Annotated in this window: 19 protein-coding genes; 15 read left to right on the top strand and 4 right to left on the bottom strand. The window is 66.0% G+C overall.

Going from position 1 to position 17,659, the window contains the following annotated elements:
- The first annotated feature begins 120 nt into the window (after positions 1–120).
- Positions 121–633 carry a DUF1249 domain-containing protein gene (locus CLM74_RS13230; RefSeq protein WP_025879261.1) on the top strand — a complete coding sequence of 171 codons (513 nt, stop codon included), beginning with the start codon at positions 121–123 and terminating at the stop codon, positions 631–633.
- 40 nt (positions 634–673) lie between these two features.
- Positions 674–1,162, top strand: a complete 489-nt coding sequence (locus CLM74_RS13225; RefSeq protein WP_080148528.1) for an 8-oxo-dGTP diphosphatase — start codon at positions 674–676, stop codon at positions 1,160–1,162.
- A 95-nt stretch (positions 1,163–1,257) separates the two neighbouring features.
- Here CLM74_RS13225 and CLM74_RS13220 read toward each other — a convergent pair whose 3' ends face one another.
- Entirely contained in the window at positions 1,258–1,908 is a 651-nt protein-coding gene (locus CLM74_RS13220; RefSeq protein ID WP_033831406.1) for a class I SAM-dependent methyltransferase, read from the bottom strand.
- 345 nt (positions 1,909–2,253) lie between these two features.
- On the opposite strand from CLM74_RS13220, the gene CLM74_RS13215 reads away from it, so the two are divergent.
- The 11 genes from CLM74_RS13215 (at position 2,254) to CLM74_RS13165 (ending at position 12,986) form a co-directional block, all read left to right on the top strand.
- Positions 2,254–2,868 carry a phosphatidylcholine/phosphatidylserine synthase gene (locus tag CLM74_RS13215; RefSeq protein WP_025879258.1) on the top strand — a complete coding sequence of 205 codons (615 nt, stop codon included), beginning with the start codon at positions 2,254–2,256 and terminating at the stop codon, positions 2,866–2,868.
- A gap of 22 nt (positions 2,869–2,890) precedes the next feature.
- Positions 2,891–3,949, top strand: coding sequence for a class III poly(R)-hydroxyalkanoic acid synthase subunit PhaE (gene phaE, locus CLM74_RS13210; RefSeq protein ID WP_025879257.1), 1,059 nt, complete (start codon positions 2,891–2,893; stop codon positions 3,947–3,949).
- A 3-nt stretch (positions 3,950–3,952) separates the two neighbouring features.
- Complete coding sequence (locus tag CLM74_RS13205) at positions 3,953–5,020, top strand: class III poly(R)-hydroxyalkanoic acid synthase subunit PhaC (RefSeq protein WP_105164280.1); 1,068 nt, start codon at positions 3,953–3,955, stop codon at positions 5,018–5,020.
- Between the two features lie 62 nt (positions 5,021–5,082).
- Positions 5,083–5,625: an SMI1/KNR4 family protein gene (locus CLM74_RS13200; protein ID WP_105164279.1), complete on the top strand. Its 543-nt coding sequence runs from the start codon at positions 5,083–5,085 to the stop codon at positions 5,623–5,625.
- A 34-nt stretch (positions 5,626–5,659) separates the two neighbouring features.
- The gene (locus CLM74_RS13195) at positions 5,660–6,043 is read left to right on the top strand and encodes a YfeK family protein (RefSeq protein ID WP_158684182.1); all 384 of its coding nucleotides are present in this window, start codon (positions 5,660–5,662) and stop codon (positions 6,041–6,043) included.
- A 50-nt stretch (positions 6,044–6,093) separates the two neighbouring features.
- Positions 6,094–6,297 carry a PspC domain-containing protein gene (locus CLM74_RS13190; protein ID WP_025879254.1) on the top strand — a complete coding sequence of 68 codons (204 nt, stop codon included), beginning with the start codon at positions 6,094–6,096 and terminating at the stop codon, positions 6,295–6,297.
- Positions 6,294–6,746 carry a hypothetical protein gene (locus tag CLM74_RS13185; RefSeq protein ID WP_025879253.1) on the top strand — a complete coding sequence of 151 codons (453 nt, stop codon included), beginning with the start codon at positions 6,294–6,296 and terminating at the stop codon, positions 6,744–6,746. Before CLM74_RS13190 ends, CLM74_RS13185 begins: the two co-directional genes overlap by 4 nt.
- Before the next feature lie 717 nt (positions 6,747–7,463).
- The gene (locus tag CLM74_RS13180) at positions 7,464–7,679 is read left to right on the top strand and encodes a hypothetical protein (protein WP_025879252.1); all 216 of its coding nucleotides are present in this window, start codon (positions 7,464–7,466) and stop codon (positions 7,677–7,679) included.
- A 207-nt stretch (positions 7,680–7,886) separates the two neighbouring features.
- On the top strand, positions 7,887–10,280 hold the full coding sequence (locus CLM74_RS13175) for a Tex family protein (protein WP_105164278.1): 2,394 nt from the start codon (positions 7,887–7,889) through the stop codon (positions 10,278–10,280).
- A gap of 200 nt (positions 10,281–10,480) precedes the next feature.
- Positions 10,481–12,682, top strand: coding sequence for a PAS domain S-box protein (locus CLM74_RS13170; protein WP_025879249.1), 2,202 nt, complete (start codon positions 10,481–10,483; stop codon positions 12,680–12,682).
- A 64-nt stretch (positions 12,683–12,746) separates the two neighbouring features.
- Complete coding sequence (locus CLM74_RS13165) at positions 12,747–12,986, top strand: hypothetical protein (protein WP_100436483.1); 240 nt, start codon at positions 12,747–12,749, stop codon at positions 12,984–12,986.
- Between the two features lie 32 nt (positions 12,987–13,018).
- On the opposite strand, the gene CLM74_RS13160 is transcribed toward CLM74_RS13165, so the two are convergent.
- Complete coding sequence (locus tag CLM74_RS13160; protein ID WP_105164277.1) at positions 13,019–13,309, bottom strand: putative quinol monooxygenase; 291 nt, start codon at positions 13,307–13,309, stop codon at positions 13,019–13,021.
- A gap of 52 nt (positions 13,310–13,361) precedes the next feature.
- Positions 13,362–14,450, bottom strand: coding sequence for a DUF5694 domain-containing protein (locus tag CLM74_RS13155; RefSeq protein WP_105164276.1), 1,089 nt, complete (start codon positions 14,448–14,450; stop codon positions 13,362–13,364).
- A 160-nt stretch (positions 14,451–14,610) separates the two neighbouring features.
- Between CLM74_RS13155 and CLM74_RS13150 the strand changes: the two genes are divergently transcribed.
- Both CLM74_RS13150 and CLM74_RS13145 read left to right on the top strand, forming a co-directional pair.
- A complete protein-coding gene (locus CLM74_RS13150; RefSeq protein ID WP_105164275.1) occupies positions 14,611–14,904 on the top strand; it encodes a hypothetical protein in 294 nt (97 codons plus the stop codon).
- Positions 14,905–15,158: 254 nt separating this feature from the next.
- On the top strand, positions 15,159–16,994 hold the full coding sequence (locus CLM74_RS13145; RefSeq protein WP_105164274.1) for a methyl-accepting chemotaxis protein: 1,836 nt from the start codon (positions 15,159–15,161) through the stop codon (positions 16,992–16,994).
- Positions 16,995–17,013: 19 nt separating this feature from the next.
- On the opposite strand, the gene CLM74_RS13140 is transcribed toward CLM74_RS13145, so the two are convergent.
- The gene (locus tag CLM74_RS13140; RefSeq protein ID WP_059064458.1) at positions 17,014–17,580 is read right to left on the bottom strand and encodes a GNAT family protein; all 567 of its coding nucleotides are present in this window, start codon (positions 17,578–17,580) and stop codon (positions 17,014–17,016) included.
- Positions 17,581–17,659 lie beyond the last annotated feature (79 nt).

The raw sequence follows: 17,659 nt of genomic DNA, 5'->3' as shown, positions 1-17,659 counted from the left end.
GCTACGACCCACGGTCGTGGTCCACCTGCGCGGTGGGTATCGACCGTTGGTCGATACAGGGCCCCTTTGGCCGGGGCCGATCAGTCCCCACGTTGAAGGGCCAACGTGTAGGATCAACCCATGGCCCGAGCATTGCCCCGTACCGAGCGCATTCCCCGCCTGAGCCGGCTGAGCTGGCTCATGGGGCTGTACGCAGAGAACTACCGTCACCTGGTGCGCCTGTTCGCGCCGGCCGAGCTGGTGGCGGGAAGCTATGTCTCTTCGGTGGGCGATGGCCTGGACGTGCGCCTGGACGTGATCGAGTGCCACCGCTACACGGTCGAGCTGCGCCTGACCTATGACCTGGCCGACCCGGTGACCGGTGAACCGGACCCATCGGCCTTCGTCCGCCTGTACCGGGACGCGCGCCAGGCCGAGACCACCCACTGCTACGTCGGCCGCCGCTGGCAGGACACGATGGGCCTGTACCCACCGCCGGCCGAGCTGATCAGCCATCGCATGCGGATGAACACCTTCCTCGGCAAATGGCTGGAATACCTGGCCGAACGCGGCCATGGCGTGGCCACCCTGCGCCGTGATCCAGACGGCAACACCGTGGGTGCCGGCGACCGTCGCCTGTCGCTGGTGCGTTGATCGGCCATAATCCACGGCTGACCCGCCGCCGGACCCGCACATGCCGTATACCCCGATCGTCGCCACCCTGGGCTACGTGCTCTCGCCCGATCGCCGCCAGGTGCTGATGATCCACCGCAATACCCGGCCGGGCGACCACCATCTGGGCAAGTACAACGGCCTGGGCGGCAAGGTCGAGCCGACCGAGGACATCGCCGCCGGCATGCGCCGCGAAATCGCCGAGGAAGCCGGTATCGACTGCACGGCCATGCGCCTGCGCGGCACCATCAGCTGGCCGGGTTTCGGCAAGCACGGTGAAGACTGGTTCGGTTTCGTGTTCGTCATCGACAGCTTCGAGGGTGCCCCGCACGGGGGCAATCACGAGGGCACCCTGGAGTGGGTGGACGTGGACAAGCTGGACCAGCTGCCGATGTGGGAGGGCGACCGCAACTTCCTGCCGCTGGTGTTCGATGCCGATCCGCGGCCGTTCCACGGGGTGATGCCTTACCGGGATGGACGCATGCAGAGCTGGTCCTTCAGCCGGCTTTGAGGCATTCCGGAGGCCGCTGCGCTCGCCGGACATGGTCCGGCGCTACCATCCGGCGCAGCCTCGGTAGCGCCGGGCCATGCCCGGCGGGGAGAGCTTCAGCGCCGGCGCGCCAGCAGCAGGTGGAAGTGCTTTTCCCGCTGCTGGCCGTCATTGCCGGCCGTGCATTCGCGATGCGAGCGCCATGCCGTGACGGTGAAGCCGGACACCCGCAGCGCCAGCTCCACTGCGTCCAGCTCATGCAGCTCAAAGTCGGCGGCAAAGGGCAGGCTGCGCATGAATCCTGCATCGCCGAAGGCCAGGCATAGCCGGCCGCCGCGATGCAGCACCCGTGCCAGTTCATCCAGTACCGGTGCCAGGTCCGGCCAGAAGTACAGGGTGTTGACCGCCAGCGCAGCATCGACGCTGGCATCAGCCAGGGGCAGGGCATGGGCATCACCCTCGCGCAGCGCGGCACGGCCAGCCAGGCCGCTGGCGGCAAGGTGCTGGTTGCCGGCGTCGACCATGGCACTGGACAGCTCGACACCCACGTAGCGACTGCCAATGGCCTGCAGCAGCAGCGGCGCAAAGGCGGCGTTGCCAGGACCGATTTCCAGCACCTGCTCTCCGGCAGCGACGGCCAGCAGTGCGATCGCCGCCTGGTTGAGGGCGTCGTTGCTGCGGTTCATCGATTCGCCCACGGCCAGCGCGGCCTCGCCATGGGGCTGCCGCAACTGCGCGGCCAGGGTGCGTGCATCCAGCATCAACATCGTCCGTCGGTAAGGAGTCGGACGTGGCGGCGGCGGGTCCGCCGCAGACCATAGCGCTGGCGGATCGGCTTGGGAAGTAGGGAAACCCCGGCTTGTGGTGATGAGGAAATGTCCAGCGTCGCAGTCGGTGAGAACCAGTTGTCCACAGGGGGTGTGGATTACGCGTGGGCAACTTTGTGGATAAGCGCTGACAGGCGCCACCCCCCTAGGCTGTCAAGATGGGTGGCGAAAAATTCACCGCCGGTGAGGATCGGTGAGTGACGGGTGAAGGACAGGGGCAGCCCACGCTGTTGCCGGTGGCGGCGCTCGCGGTACCCTGTGGGCCTTGATGCCCCGTGAGACTTCATGAAACGTCACTTCTCGATGCTGCGCGAGTTCCATCTGGCGGACTGGTTCACCCTCGCCAACGCTTTCTGCGGCACCGGCGCGGTGTTTGCCGCAATGCGTTTCCTGCAGGATGGCGAGCGCGGCTACCTGCTGTTCGGCATGGCGCTGATCCCGCTGGCTTTCATTTTCGATGCACTGGACGGCCGCATCGCGCGCTGGCGCAAATCCAGTTCGACCCTGGGCCGCGAGCTCGACTCGCTGTCGGACGTCATTTCCTTCGGGGTCGCGCCCGCAGCGCTGGCCTATGCCTGTGGCATGCAGGGGGGCTGGGACTGGCTGGTGCTGAGCTACTTCGTCTGCTGCGGCGTCAGCCGCCTGGCCCGTTACAACGTAACCGCCGAGGCGATGAGCGGTGACGAAGGCAAGGTGAAGTACTTCGAGGGGACGCCGATTCCCACCAGCCTGGCGCTGGTGATCGTGCTGGCGATCGCCGCCGGCACCGATGCCATCGGCCACGACCTGTGGCTGGGCCAGTGGCAGATTGGCCCTTGGCAGCTGCATCCGTTGGTGCTGCTGTTCGCGTTGTCCGGGTCGCTGATGATCAGCAAGACCCTGCGCATTCCCAAGCCATGACCCAGCCCTGCGGAGGAGCGCGATGACCAGCTCGGCCAACGACGCCGGCAGCAGCGATTTCGAAAATCTGGCCCGCCAGTACTTCGGCGCCTGGGGTGATGCCTTGCGCCATGCAGCCGTGCCGGGAACCCCGGCTGGCGACGACCCGGGCAGCTGGAAGCGCCTGTTCGACTGGTGGGGCCAACTGCTGCCCGGGACCGGTGCTGCCGCGCCCGAAGAGGCAGTGCGGCGGTTCCGCGAGCAGGCTGGCAGCTGGTACGGCACCATGCAGGAAGTCGCTGCACGCTTTGCCGGCCGCGATGCCAGCAGTGCCGAGGTCGCCCAGGCCTGGCGTGAAGCGGTGAAGGGGCAGGGCGACGGCATGCTGCAGTGGATGCTGCAGGGGGCCCGCGGCAGCACCCATGTGGACGCTGCTCCGCCCGAGTTCACGGCGTGGTTCCAGCAGTTGCAGACGCTGGCTGGCCCGTGGCTGCAGAGCCCGGCGTTCGGGCCCGGCCGCGAGCACCAGGCGCGGTGGCAGGCCCTGCTGCGCGCGCAGGAGGAGTACCAGCAGCATTCGCAGGCCTATGTCGAGCAGATCAAGCAGGCACTGGAAGAGGCGTTCGACCTGTTCGAACAGCGCCTGGCCGAACACGAGCAGCCCGGCAGCCAGCTGACCAGCGCCCGGGCGATGTTCGATCTGTGGATTGAAGTCGCCGAGGAGGCCTACGCCAAGGTCGCCATGTCCGAGCCGTTCCAGCAGGTGTATGCCTCGCTGGGCAACGCACAGATGCGCCTGCGCGCAGGCCTGCAGCGCGAGGTTGAACAGATGAGTGAACGTATCGGCCTGCCTACCCGCAGCGAGATGGATGCCGCCCACCGTCGCATTGCCGAGCTCGAGCGCAGCCTGCGCCGGGTGCAGGCACAGGTGGCGGTGCTTGCCGGTACCGATGCCGTCGATCCGGTTGCCCAGCCAGCGCCTGCCAGGGTCAAGCCCGTCGCGCGCAAGCCTGCAGCGAAGAAGGCTGCAGCGAAGAAGCCTGCTGCGAAGAAAGTGCCAGCGAAGAAGGCCGCCACCCGCGCGACCACGCGGAAGTCGTAAGCCATGAAAGGACCGCTGGGCTTCAATGCCGATGACTTGATGCAGGAGACCCTGGCCATGCAGCGCAAGCTGATGGAAGGGTTGAAGCTGCTGCCGCAGGTGGAGGATGTCGACTATGGCGCCACCGCCCGCGAGGAAGTCTGGCGCGATGGCAAAGTGGTGCTGTATCGCTTCGTCGGCGAGAACGCGCCGGTGCGTCGCACACCGCTGCTGATCGTGTACGCACTGGTCAACCGCCCGTACATGGTGGACCTGCAGGCCGATCGGTCGCTGGTGCAGAAGCTGCTGGCATTGGGCCAGGACGTATATGTGCTGGACTGGGGTTATCCGGACCGTTCCGAACGCTACCAGACGCTTGAGGACTATCTGCTGCGCTACATCGATGGCGCGGTGGATGCGCTGCGCGCGCGCAGTGGTGGAACGGTCGACATGCTCGGCATCTGCCAGGGCGGCGTGTTCGCCCTGTGCTACGCCGCACTGCGGCGGCAGAAGCTGGGCAACCTGATCACCATGGTCACCCCGGTCGACTTCCAGACCGCCGACAACATGCTGTCGCACTGGGCCCAGCAGGTGGATGTGGATCTGCTGGTGGATACGCTGGGCAACATCCCGGCCGATCTGATGAATGCCAGCTACCTGATGCTCAAGCCATTCCGCCTGAACGTGCAGAAGTACGTGGGCCTGCTCGACATCCTCGATGACAAGGCGGCGCTGGAGGATTTCCTGCGCATGGAAAAGTGGATCTTCGACTCGCCGGACCTCGCGGGTGAGGCCTTCCGCGAGTTCATCAAGCAGTTCTACCAGGGCAACGGCCTGGTCAACGGCACCGTACGCATCGGCGAAGAGGCGGTGGATCTGTCGCAGGTGACCCTGCCGGTGCTGAACATCTACGCCGAACAGGATCACCTGGTGCCACCGGATGCATCACGCGCGATGCGTGGCCGGCTGGGCACGCAGGACTACACCGAATCCAGTTTCCGCGGTGGGCATATCGGCATCTACGTCTCCGGCCGCGCACAGCGCGAAGTGCCGGCGACCATCGACAACTGGCTGAAGGCCCGGGACGTGTAGAGTCGAGCTTGCTCGATTGCGGAATATGGATACGCTGGAGTGCCCGTTAGATGGATACGTGTATGGAGCAGCCAGCGGGTTTCGCCAGAAGCAACGTCGCCTTCAATGATTCGTCGCCAGGGGTCCCGGTCGAACTGATTGCAGCCATGGTACCTGGCAGGTTCCCGGGCAGAGACGACTTCATCGATTTCTATTCGAAGAACAATGGCGGCTACTTCGACGGCGGCGCAGTGTTCTATCGAGACGCATTCTACGAAGTGATTGCGGGGGATTACAATCGGCTCGAAGTGGAGGCATTCAATTACATTGAGGTGGCCGGTATGCCCACCAATCCGCGACTGTTGTCGATAGCGGAAGTCATTGAGTCAGTGCATTTTTACTGCCCCGAAATGCGCGAATTCCTCGAAACCCACATCCCCTTTGCCGGTGACTGCGGTGATAACAAGTATTGGCTTGATACACAAACGGGAATTGTGAAGTTCACAGTTGCTGAGGACGAGTTCCATACTGATGGCGTGACCGTTGTTGCTCCCGATTTCCCGTCCTTCCGTGCAAACATTCAGGGCATGGAACGTTGCATGAGGTTTTCCAGTGGCATCGCGTGACACCTACAATCAGGGCAAGCAAATTGGGAGCACCATGGGATTTGTCCGAATTCATTGCCTCGCAGTTGCGTCTGCGGGACTCCTTCTGGCGACGTCCGGCGCATTGGCCGCGCCCAGCGCGCAGGCACAGCGCGAGATCGCGCAGTTGATCGGAAGCCTGGATGGCTCCCAGTGCCAGTTCCAGCGCAATGGCAGCTGGTACGGTCCCGCCGATGCGCGTTCGCACCTTCAGCGCAAGTACGACTACCTGCTGAAGAAAGACATGGTCGACACCGCCGAGCAGTTCATCGAGCGTGCCGCGAGCCAGAGCAGCATGAGTGGCAAGGCGTACCGGATCCGCTGCCCCGGCAAGCCCGAACAGACCTCCGCGGCGTGGTTCGGCGCCCGCCTGCAGGCCTTGCGCCAACGCACGCCGTAGACATTGCAGGCGCTACAGTGGCAACAGCCAGTCAGCTGGGAGACCTCGCCATGAACGCTGTGCCGCGCACCCTGTCGCGCTCGCTGAACGACCGCATGATTGCCGGGGTCATGGGCGGCATCGCCCATCGTTTCGGCTGGAACCCGACCCTGGTACGGGTGCTGTACGTGGTGGTCTCGCTGGCGTCGGCCGCCTTCCCCGGCATCCTGGTCTACCTGCTGCTGTGGCTGCTGATCCCCAACGAGGCGGATTGAACACCGCGTCCCGGCCCTGGCCGATCTGGCTGCGCGCGCTGCAGGTGCTGGGCGCGCTGTGGACCGTGCCCAATACCCTGATCGGCCTGCTTGGCGGTCTGGCCGGGTTGCTGGGTGGTGCGAAGATGCGCTGGAGTGGTCGTGATTGCGCGGTGGTTTTCGATCACTGGCCCTGGGGCCCGGGCGGAGCGATCACCCTGGGCAACGTGATCCTGCACACCGGCCACGATCTGGGCATGTGCTGCCGTACTTACGCGCATCAGGCGGGGTGGGGCGTGGAGCCGTTGATCCGGCTGGATGACCATGAGCGTGCGCACGTGTACCAGTATCTGGTGCTGGGGCCGCTGTACCTGCCGGTGTATCTGCTGTGTGGTGGTGTCAGTGCGCGCAATCCGTTCGAGCGTGCGGCCGATCATTACGCGCGGTTCGGGCACGGCTGGTGGCCGTAGATTCCAGCCAACGGCGCAGCCCCTCGTGGGTGGGGCGCGAAATGCGATTCATGTGATTGGGCCGGGCAGGTGGGTTGCGCAGGGGCCGCTGCAAGTACGTCCCTGTAAGCTCGGTCGCCGCATCCATGCGGCTCACGCCCCTGCGCAACCCACCTGCCCGGCCCCTGACAGTTTCCGGGTGCGTCCAGCCACGGAGAAGAAAAAGAACAGCAGAAGCGGGTCGCGCGCTGCGCTTGCTCGTATAGAGCCGAGCATGGGCTCGGCTCTACAGGAAACGGCCAGCCAGGCCGCTTTTGCTTTTGATCTTCTTTTTCTTTTCCGTGGGTGGCAGACCGCAGAAATCTGTCAGAGGGCGGTCGGGTTGGGTTCGCGGGGGTGTCCGCGGCATGGATGCCGCGGCCAAGCCTCCAGGGACGGATTCACGGCGTCCCCCGCGAACCCAACCCGGCCGACCCACCTGCGGCTTTTGCATTCCGCGACCAACCACACCTACCCACGAGGGGCTGCGCCGTTGGCTGAAACCCCCGTATTCGTTAGCCGGAAGTTAAAGATCCGTAAGCATTCTGCTGCTATCCCGCAGTCATCTGCATGCAACCGATCGTCATTAGTCTTCGTGACGTTCCAGTCAGCTTGGTCGCGGTAAGCTCTATCCCGATGAGCCAACAAGTACCGCTCATCGTGTGCAGTACGCAGTAGCAATTTGGAGGAAGACATCACATGGCAATCGTTCTTTATGTCGGTGGTAGCAAGGATGGCGAGAAGGGCGTGGTGCCCTACGGCTTCAGCAAATCCCGCGCCGATACCGCGCTGGGGCCGGAGTTCTACACGGAGCGGTTCATGGAACTGCAGGGTGTCGGCAAGGTCCGCCTGATGGCGCTGGAGAGCCTGCGTGACGACATCGTCATGCAGCGTGCCGCCCGCCACTACCGCTGACCTTCGCAGTACGCGGCAGGACGCGCTCCACCATCGCGCGTCCGCGCCGGCATCCCAGCCCCGGGGCCAGTCCGAGCCCCCTTTGCCAGGATGCCGGCGTCCCATCCGGACCCGCCGCCTGAACCGCCGCTCTGTCAACGCCTTGTCCCTGCCGCCCGCGCATTGCAAGAATGGGCCTTTCCCGCAATGCGGCCCAGGCCGGAAACAATGCACGACGCCAAGCACGCCCAGCGCCAGCTCGCCCAGCAGATCGCCCAGACCATCGCCGATGAAATCGGTGCCCAGACCGCCCAGGTCAGCGCCGCTGTCGGCCTGCTCGATGAAGGCGCCAGCGTTCCGTTCATCGCCCGCTACCGCAAGGAAGTCACCGGCGGCCTGGACGACACCCAGCTGCGCAACCTGGAAACCCGCCTGACCTACCTGCGCGAACTGGAAGACCGCCGTGCGGCGGTGCTGGCCAGCATCGGTGAGCAGGGCAAGCTCAGCGATGAGCTGCGCAACGAGATCCTCGCTGCCGACACCAAGAGCCGGTTGGAAGATCTGTACCTGCCGTACAAGCCCAAGCGTCGCACCCGCGCGCAGATCGCCCGCGAAGCAGGACTGGAGCCGTTGGCCGACGGCCTGTTGGGCGACCCGACACAGGACCCGCAGGTCTTTGCCGCCACGTTCGTGGACGCCGACAAGGGTGTAGCCGACACCAAGGCCGCGCTGGAAGGGGCCCGCGCGATCCTGATGGAGCGCTGGGGCGAGGACGCCACGCTGGTTGGCGAGCTGCGCAGCTGGTTGAGCGAGCAGGGCGTGATCCGTGCCCGCGTTGCCGAGGGCAAGGAAACCGAGGGCGCCAAGTACCGCGATTATTTCGAGCACGCCGAGTCGTTGGCGAAGATTCCCTCGCACCGGTTGCTGGCGTTGTTCCGTGCACGCCGCGAGGAGATCCTGTTCCTGGAGCTGGACCCAGGCAAGGATGCCGAGGCCGGACATCAGTATGCCGAAGGGCGCGTGGCGCACAACGCCGGTATCCGCGATGCGGGGCGCCCCGCTGACCGCTGGCTGCTGGACGCCTGCCGCCTGACCTGGCGGGCCAAGCTGCACATGCACCTGCTGCTGGACCTGTTCAACCAGGCCCGCGAGAAAGCCGAGGCCGAAGCCATCGCGGTGTTCGGTGACAACCTCAAGGACCTGCTGCTGGCCGCACCGGCCGGCCCGAAAAGCGTGCTGGGCCTGGACCCGGGCATCCGCACCGGCTGCAAGATTGCCGTGGTCGACGCCACCGGCAAGCTGGTCGCCACCGACACCATCTACCCGCACGAGCCCCGCCGGCAGTGGGAGCAGTCGCTGCAGACGATCAAGCAGCTGTGTGCCAAGCACAACGTGCAGCTGATCGCGATCGGCAACGGCACCGCCAGCCGCGAGACCGACAAGCTGGCCGGTGAAGCCATCAAGGCGCTGGGTGACAACGCGCCGCAGAAGATCGTGGTCAGTGAAGCCGGGGCGTCGGTGTATTCGGCGTCGGAAACGGCGGCCAAGGAATTCCCGGACCTGGACGTGTCGATCCGTGGTGCGGTATCGATCGCGCGTCGCCTGCAGGACCCGCTTGCCGAACTGGTGAAGATCGAGCCGAAGGCGATCGGCGTGGGGCAGTACCAGCACGACGTGGATCAGTACCGCCTGGCGCGCGCACTGGATGCGCGCGTGGAGGACTGCGTGAATGCCGTCGGCGTGTACGTCAACACGGCGTCGGCTGCACTGCTGTCGCGCGTCTCGGGCCTGTCGTCGACGGTAGCCGAGAACATCGTGCGCCACCGCGATGACAACGGTCCGTTCAAGCGTCGCAAGGACCTGCTGAAGGTGTCGCGCCTGGGCGAGAAGACGTTCGAGCAATGCGCAGGTTTCCTGCGTATCGCCGATGGCGATGAGCCGCTGGATGCATCGTCGGTGCACCCGGAAGCCTATCCAGTGGTCGAGCGCATCGTCGCCAGCACCGCGCGCCCGATCAAGGCGCTGATCGGCGACGGCAGTTTCCTGCGCGGCTTGAAGGCCGAGCAGTTCACCGACGAGACATTCGGTGTGCCGACGGTGCGCGACATCCTCAAGGAACTGGAAAAGCCGGGCCGTGATCCGCGCCCGGAATTCAAGGCGGCCCGTTTCGCCGATGGCGTCGAGGACATCAAGGACCTGCGCGAGGGCATGGTGCTGGAAGGCGTGGTCAGCAACGTGGCCGCGTTCGGTGCGTTCGTCGATATCGGCGTGCACCAGGACGGCCTGATCCACATCTCGGCGCTGTCTGATACCTACGTGAAGGATCCGCGTGACGTGGTCAAGGCCGGCGACATCGTCAAGGTGAAGGTGCTGGAGGTGGACGTGCCGCGCAAGCGCATCGCCCTGACCCGTCGTCTGGACGACACGCCCGGCCAGGCCACCAGCCGCCCGGGCAGCCGTGACGAACGCAGCCAGGGGCAGGCGCCGCGCCGCGACGCCGGCAACCCCGGGCAGGGACGTGGCCAGGGGCGCAACCCGGGCAATGGCGGACGCCCGGCACAGGCCGCGCCGCCAGCCAACAATGCCCTGGCCGAGGCGTTCGCCCGGGCCAAGCGCAGCTGAGTCCGCCGTCCCCCTCCCGGCGCGATCCGGGCGGGGGACTTGTCGATGTTCCCCGGCAATGCGCACACTTGCGCCGGAAGGGGCGCCTGGGCCCCTGCTGTCGCTGGGGAGGCCATGCCGTCAGCACCATCCGCGCTGTTCCGTGACCGCTGTGGCTCGCCACGGCCTGCGGGCAGCTGCGTCGGCAGGGGAGGCGGCTGATGGCCGATCAGGGCAACAGCGGCAACGCACTGCTGGAGCGCCGGCTGCAGGAACTGGCCGAAGAGCGCCGTCGCCTGGCGATGATCATCGAGGGCACCGCGGCCGGCACCTGGGAATGGAACGTCCAGAGCGGGCAGATGCGGGTCAACGAACGGTGGGCCGAGATCGTCGGCTACCGGTTGGACGAACTTGAACCGATCTGCCAGAAGACCTTCATCGCGCTGGTCCATCCGGATGATCTGGCGCTGTCCGATGCGGCCCTGCAGGACCACTTCGATGGCCGCACCGACCACTATGTCTGCCTGTTGCGGATGCGCCACAGGAATGGCGAATGGATCTGGATCCACGATCGCGGACGGGTATTCGAATGGGACGGGCAGGGCAGGCCACTGTGGATGGCCGGCGCCCATGCCGACGTCACCGAACTGCAGCAGGCGCGCCAGGACGCGGCCGAAATGCGGCAGCGCCTGCAGGCGATGGTGGATGCTTCAGACGAAGTCGCGGTGATCGCGACCGACACCGATGGCATCATCACCATTTTCAATACCGGCGCGCAGCGCCTGCTCGGCTACACCGCCGCTGAAGTAGTGGGTGAGCGCCGCCTGGATGCCTTCCACGACCCGGTTGAACTGCAGGCGTGGCTGCGACCGCTGGCGACCGCCGATGGACAGGTTCCGGGTGTGTTCGAGGCACTCAGTGCACGTGCCGAGGGCCAGACGTATTCGCGGCAGTGGACACTGCTGCGCAAGGACGGTCAGCGTCGCCAGGTACGCCTGTCAATCAGCCGCATGGATGGCGCCAATGGCGAGCGCATCGGCTATGTCGGCATGGCCATCGACATCACCGAGATCCTGCAGGCGCGCGCCGAGGCTCGTCTTGCGGCGGAAAAGTTCGCCGGTGCGTTCACCTCGGCGGCATTGGGCATGGCGCTGGTGTCGCTGGAAGGGCGCTGGCTGGATGTCAACGATGCGCTGTGCCGCATTCTCGGCTACACGCGCGAGGAACTGCTGCAGGTCGATTTCCAGCGGTTGACCCATCCGGCCGATCTGCAGACCGACCTGGCCCTGGTGCAGGACCTGCTGGCGGGGCGACGCACGCACTATCACCTTGAAAAGCGTTACCTGGGCCGTGAGGGCAACACCATCTGGGCACGGCTGTCGGTATCGCTGGTACGCAATGAGCGCGGTGAACCGTTGCATTTCGTGTCGCAGATCCAGGATGTCAGCGCCCAGCGCAGCAGCGAGCAGCGCCTGTTCGAAAGCGAGCAGCGCAGCCGCATCACCCTGGATGCGGTTGCCGACCTGGTACTCAGCGTGGCCCTGGATGGCCACATCGAATATGCCAACGCGGCCGCCGTGCGAATGCTTGCCGGCGATGGAGCGCTGTCGCTGGCCGGGCATCTCGTGCAGGACGTGCTGTCGTTGACCACCGAATACGCACCGCAATCGCAGCTCGACGTCAGCGTGCTGCTGGATCCGGAAAGCAACGCCGTGGATCTGCATGCCGATCTGCTGCTGCAGATGGGCACCGCCGTGGTGCCGGTTGACCTGACCCGGGCCTGGCTTCGCGACGACGAGGGCCAGGTGCGTGGTGCGGTGTGGGTCCTGCGCGATGACACCCAGCAGCGCGCACGCGAGCGCGAGGCACGACACCTGGCGGAGATGGACCCGCTGACCGAACTGGGTAATCGCCGCGGCTTCGAAGTGCATCTGCAGCAGGCGATCACCCGGGTCGAGCGGACCGGGCAGGCGGCGTCACTGATGTACATCGATCTGGACCGGTTCAAGCCGGTCAACGATACCTTTGGTCATCTGGCCGGCGACGCCGTGCTGTGGGCCGTGGCCAGCGTATTGCGCCATGGTGTACGCGACTCGGATGTTGTGGCCCGCCTGGGCGGTGACGAATTCGCGGTGATCCTGTCCGGGTGCAGCCCGCGGCGAGCGGCGCGCATCGGCGGCGAGTTGCTGCATACCCTGGCCAACCTGTCCATTCCGTGGGACCAGCACCAGCTGCGGATCGGCGCCAGCATCGGCATCGCACCGCTTGCCGCCGGCATGAGCGTGGACCAGGCCGTCGCCGCCGCCGATGCCCAGTGCTACCGGGCCAAGGCGATGGGTCGCAACAATGTGCAGGTGCAGGGCGAAACCGGCGAACTGCCCGGTAGCTCGCCGGCGGACGGCGGCGACCTCAGCGACGGCTGATCTCAGCCTGTGAGAGGGGCGCGGCGAATACTGCGCCAACGCCCCACCTTGGCAGGAAAACAACATGACGTCCTGGAACCTGAGTGCAGTCCGTGCTTATGCACCGGCCGTTGTCGGCTGGTCCCTGGCTCTCTCCGGCTGGCTCCGGCTGGAGCAGCTGCGCAACGACCAGCAGGCCCGGATGCTGGTCCCCGTGGTGCAGTGGGGCGTGGCGCTGATGCTGCTGGTCACCCTGGGCTGCATCGTCGCCACCAGCCTGGTGCTCTGGCGCGCTGCGCGTCGTGATGCGCGGCAACGCCCTTGATCTGCACGCAGCGCAGGGCAGGCGGCGGACGGCTACAGCGCAGCCGGATCCATCAGCAGGAACGTGCCCGGACTGCGCTGGTGCGCGTCGATCAGGGGGACCAGGCGGCGGAAGTGCTCGGTTGCGCAATGGGTGTCCAGCGCTGCGCGATCCAGCCATTGCTCAATGAATATGAAGTGGCCGGGATCCTTCTGGTCGACGAACAGGTCGTAGGCGATGCACAGAGGTTCGCTCCGCGTGCAGGCAACCAGCTCGCGGTATAGCGGCAGGACGATTTCGACCGCTTCAGGATGTATGAAATCCTCGGCGATGACCTTGAGCATGCTGGAACTCCCGTGCAGGAAACACAGCATTGTAGGCGCGCGCCGCAGGGCCTCAGCGCAGCACCTCTTCGGCATCCACCAGCTGCACGTCGTGCATCATGTTGAGGTAGGCCTCGTAGTAGCCTTTGTGCGAGGCGCCAACGATGGCCAGCAGGCGCGTTCCCGGGCGCTGGCCCAGCACTTCGCGGATGTTGGCGACCATGCGCAGGTTGCGGGTTTCCCAGTAGCCCACATAGTTGCGGCCAAAGCCCTGGGGTGAGGGTTCGACCAGCGCGGCACCGAAATCGGCCTGGTAGGCCTGCAGGCCGACGCCGGGGCGGTTGTAGGCGCGATACAGGTCCAGCACGCCACCGACCTTGCCGACGTTGGCATACAGCGGCTCGTCGGCGTCCAGCCGTGCGTTTGCGTGCGGGTTGTCCCAGGCCTTCATCATCGCTTCGCGTGCCGCCTTCTTGTCCTCGGGCGGGGTGGGCGAATCGGCGGTGTGGTCGTCCACGGCCCACAGGCGTTCCAGCCCCAGGCGGGCAGCGAGGACTGCCGCCACCAGGTTGGTTTCATTGCGGCGGGTCAGGCTCTTGTCGAGAATCCCGACCAGCGCAGCATCCAGGCCGTCGCCGGCGATCCGGTCCTGCACAGGCAGACGCAGCCATTGCACCTGCGCCGATCCGCGCTCGCCAGCGGCCAGGAATACCGCGGCCAAGTGCCGACGCTGCGCGGCTGTCGGGCTTGCCGGCCATGCCGACAGCAGGCGTCCCATTTCGGCGTTGGCGCTGGGCACGTCGAGGCCGGTGGCGACGCGGGCCTCATCGGTGTCGTAGCAGTAGGTTTCAACGCTTTCGGCATAGCGGCTGGGATTGCGACGCATGAAGTCGCACTGCAGGCCGGACAGGTTTTCGGTGGCAATCGCCTGCGGGCGCCAACGCGCCAGGCGCTGCAGCAAGGGCTCCAGCATGGTCGGCTCGAAGGCCTTTGGCAGTTCCGACAGATGTGCTGTCCCAAGCACCAGTACTTCGTTGTGGCGACCGGCGGGTGGCCCCTTCAGCTGGTCGGGATGGAAGCTGGGGCGGAAGCCCGCGTCGCTGGCCAATGCGCCGGCACTGCACAGGCTGAGGAAGATGATGGCGTTCAAGCGTCGAAGCATGCTGCCTCCCAGGAAAAATCCATTCAGTGGGCGCATGCTGCCGGCAGCGCGCAGGCAAGGGATGTCCCGATGGTCATTGCAACCTTCTGCGTGCCTGCCGCATCCCCTTTCCGTCGGCGCTGGTCCAGAATGGTGGCTGGAAGACTTCCGGAAGCGCGTCATGGATGAAATCGCCACCATCGCAGCTGCAGGTGCCGTGCTGGGTGCACTGGCCGGCTGGATCGGGCCGGGGAGGTGGCGGTGGCAGCTGTTGCGGCTGGCACCGTTGCTGCTGGTGCCGTTCGCGCTGTACATCCTCGCCACCCGCAGCTGGATCCTGGGCGGAGGCGGGCCGCTGGCGGGGCCGTCCCTGCTGGTCGTCTGCGGCAGTCTGGGCTACCTGCCGGCGGTGCTGGCAACGATGCTGCTGCGCTGGGTTCTGCGGCGCGCTGCCGACCAGGGGCTGGCCCCCTAAAGTTGCTGGCCGTCGCGCCGTTACCTTCTCTGGAGCCCGCTGCAGGCTCCCGCCGCCGGACCCGAGGCTGCCTCCGATGGGCGGCCCGTGCCGTGTGCTCCGCCGCTGTTTGATGACGATCGCAGCTGCCGTACTGTTCCTGCCAGTCGCTCGAGTGACGCCTTCCGGCGTCTGCAGTCCCAGGCAATCGAAGTTGCCGCCGGGCATCCCGCCCGGCGGGTCGCAACCGCTACCCGGACACCGAGGATCAGACGATGCTTATTTCAGGCTCCATGGAAGGTGCTCAGGCGCCGGTCGAAGTGCTCTCCCGTTGGTCTCCCCTGCGCGCGCTGCAGGGAGTGTTGGGCAGGCAGCGCCGCGCCACGGAGGTGGCCGAGCAGCATCGGCGGCACGTCGAGCTTGAGGCCCAGGTTGCCGCATTGCACCGGGTGCAGGCGGTCATCGAGTTCGCCCTCGACGGCACCATCCTGCAGGCCAATGACAACTTCCTGCAGGCAGTGGGATATCGCCTGGATGAGATCCAGGGCAGGCATCATTCCCTGTTCGTCGATCCCGAGGACGCGCGCAGCACCGGATACCGCGACTTCTGGGCGCGGCTGGGCCGCGGTGAGTTCGATGCAGGTCAGTACCGGCGCTTCGGCAAGGGGGGGCGCGAAATCTGGATCCAGGCCTCCTACAACCCGGTGCTTGACCAGCACGGTCGGCCGTACAAGGTGGTCAAGTTCGCCACCGACATCACCGCGCAGAAGCAGCAGGCAGCCGAATCGGCGGGGCAGCTGGCCGCCATCGACAAATCGCAGGCGGTCATCGAGTTCAGCATGGATGGCCGCATCCTGGCGGCCAATGCGAACTTCCTGGCCGCCACCGGCTATACGCTGGAAGAAGTGCGTGGCCAGCATCATTCGCTGTTCGTCGAGCCCGACTACCGGGCCAGTGTCGAGTATCGGCGCTTCTGGGAAAAGCTCGGCTCCGGCGAGTACGACGCAGGCCAGTACCGGCGGCTGGGCAAAGATGGTCGTGAAGTGTGGATCCAGGCGTCGTACAACCCGATCCTTGATGCCGGTGGCCGGCCGTTCAAGGTCGTCAAGTACGCCACCGACATCACCGCACAGGTGCATGAGAGCCAGGCCATGCAGCGCGCCGTAGCGCAGACGCGCGAAGTGGTGGCGTCGGCAAAGGAGGGCGACCTGACCCGGAGCATCGGCATGGCCGACAAGACGGGCCCGATCGCCGAGCTATGCGGTGGCGTCAACGCGCTGGTCGAGGCGATGGCGGCCATCATCGGTCAGATCAAGTTCGCCGCAGACACCATTGCGGTCGGTGCGAGCGAGATCGCCGAAGGCAACAACGACCTTTCCCAGCGTACCGAACAGCAGGCTGCCTCTCTGGAAGAAACCGCCGTGTCGATGAAGGGGCTGGCCGAGACCGTGCAGCGCACCGCGACCAACGCGCGCCAGGCCAGCCAGCTGGCCGGCGGCGCCGCCGATGTGGCCGCACGGGGTGGCCAGGTGGTGCATGACGTGGTCTCGACGATGGAGGTGATCAATGCTTCCTCGCGTCGCATCGTCGACATCATCGGTGTGATCGATGGCATTGCCTTCCAGACCAACATCCTGGCATTGAACGCGGCGGTGGAAGCGGCGCGTGCCGGTGAGCATGGTCGTGGTTTCGCCGTGGTTGCCACCGAGATCCGCGAGCTCTCGCATCGCTCGGCCGGTGCGGCAAAGGAGATCAAGCAGCTGATCGATGCGTCTGTTGCCAACGTCGGTGCCGGAACGGCGCAGGTCGAGAGCGCCGGCCGGACCATGGACGAGATCGTGGTCGACGTGCGGCGTGTCAGCGACCTGATGACCGAGATCAGTGCGGCTGCGCAACAGCAGAGCGATGACATCCAGCAGATGAACCACGCGGTGGATCTGATCGATCAGGGCACGCAGCAGAATGCAGCGCTGGTGGAAGAGGCCTCAGCGGCCGCGCGCAGCATGGAAGAGCAGTCTTCGCAGCTGCTGCAGACGGTGGCAGGGTTCCGTGTGCACGCGGGGGCAGGGCATGGCCATGGCGTGCATTCCCCGGCTCTGCGGGTGGTGTAGGGCGCCGGCGCGCGCTGGCTTATGGGTGGGCGCGGTCTTCGCCCTGGCCGCAGTGCAGCCGCGGGTGAGTGTGCGCATACATCCAGAAATCGCGCGGCCGTCCACGGACATGGCGATAGGACTGCAGCAATCCCTCGCGTTGCATGCCTGCCCGTTCCAGTACGGCAATGGATCGCAGATTGCTGTCGAGCACGGTGGCCTGGATGCGCACGCAACCTAGTGCGGCCTGCGCCCAGGCGATGACCGCGCGCGCCGCCCCGGTCGCCAGCCCGCGTCCCTGGTGGGCTGGGGACAGGTCGTAGGCCAGTTCCGCGCGGTGGTGCTCGATGTCGATGTCGTTGAGGCCGACGGTGCCCAGCAACTGATCGTGACTGTCGAGGATCGCCCAGCGGCGGCATCGTGTGTTGCGCGCATGGTCGACGATCTGCCGCTGCAGAGCTTCTACAGAGACATCGCCCCAGCTGGTGTGCTCGATCACGCCCGGCAGCGACAGGTAGTTCGACCAGGCGACCGCGTCTGGAAGGACCAGTTCGCGCAGGTGAGCCTGGAACGCTGGGGGAAGGGAGGGAGCGGAGTGCGATGCCATCGCTCCAGTGTCGACGGCGTTGGTCGGGCAGGGCAAGACCGGAGACGACAAAGGCCAGGTCGTAGACCTGGCCTTTTAT

It is taken from the genome of Stenotrophomonas sp. MYb57 (assembly GCF_002966815.1).
Taxonomy (GTDB): domain Bacteria; phylum Pseudomonadota; class Gammaproteobacteria; order Xanthomonadales; family Xanthomonadaceae; genus Stenotrophomonas; species Stenotrophomonas indicatrix.
This window is presented reverse-complemented; position numbering and strand designations above follow the sequence as displayed.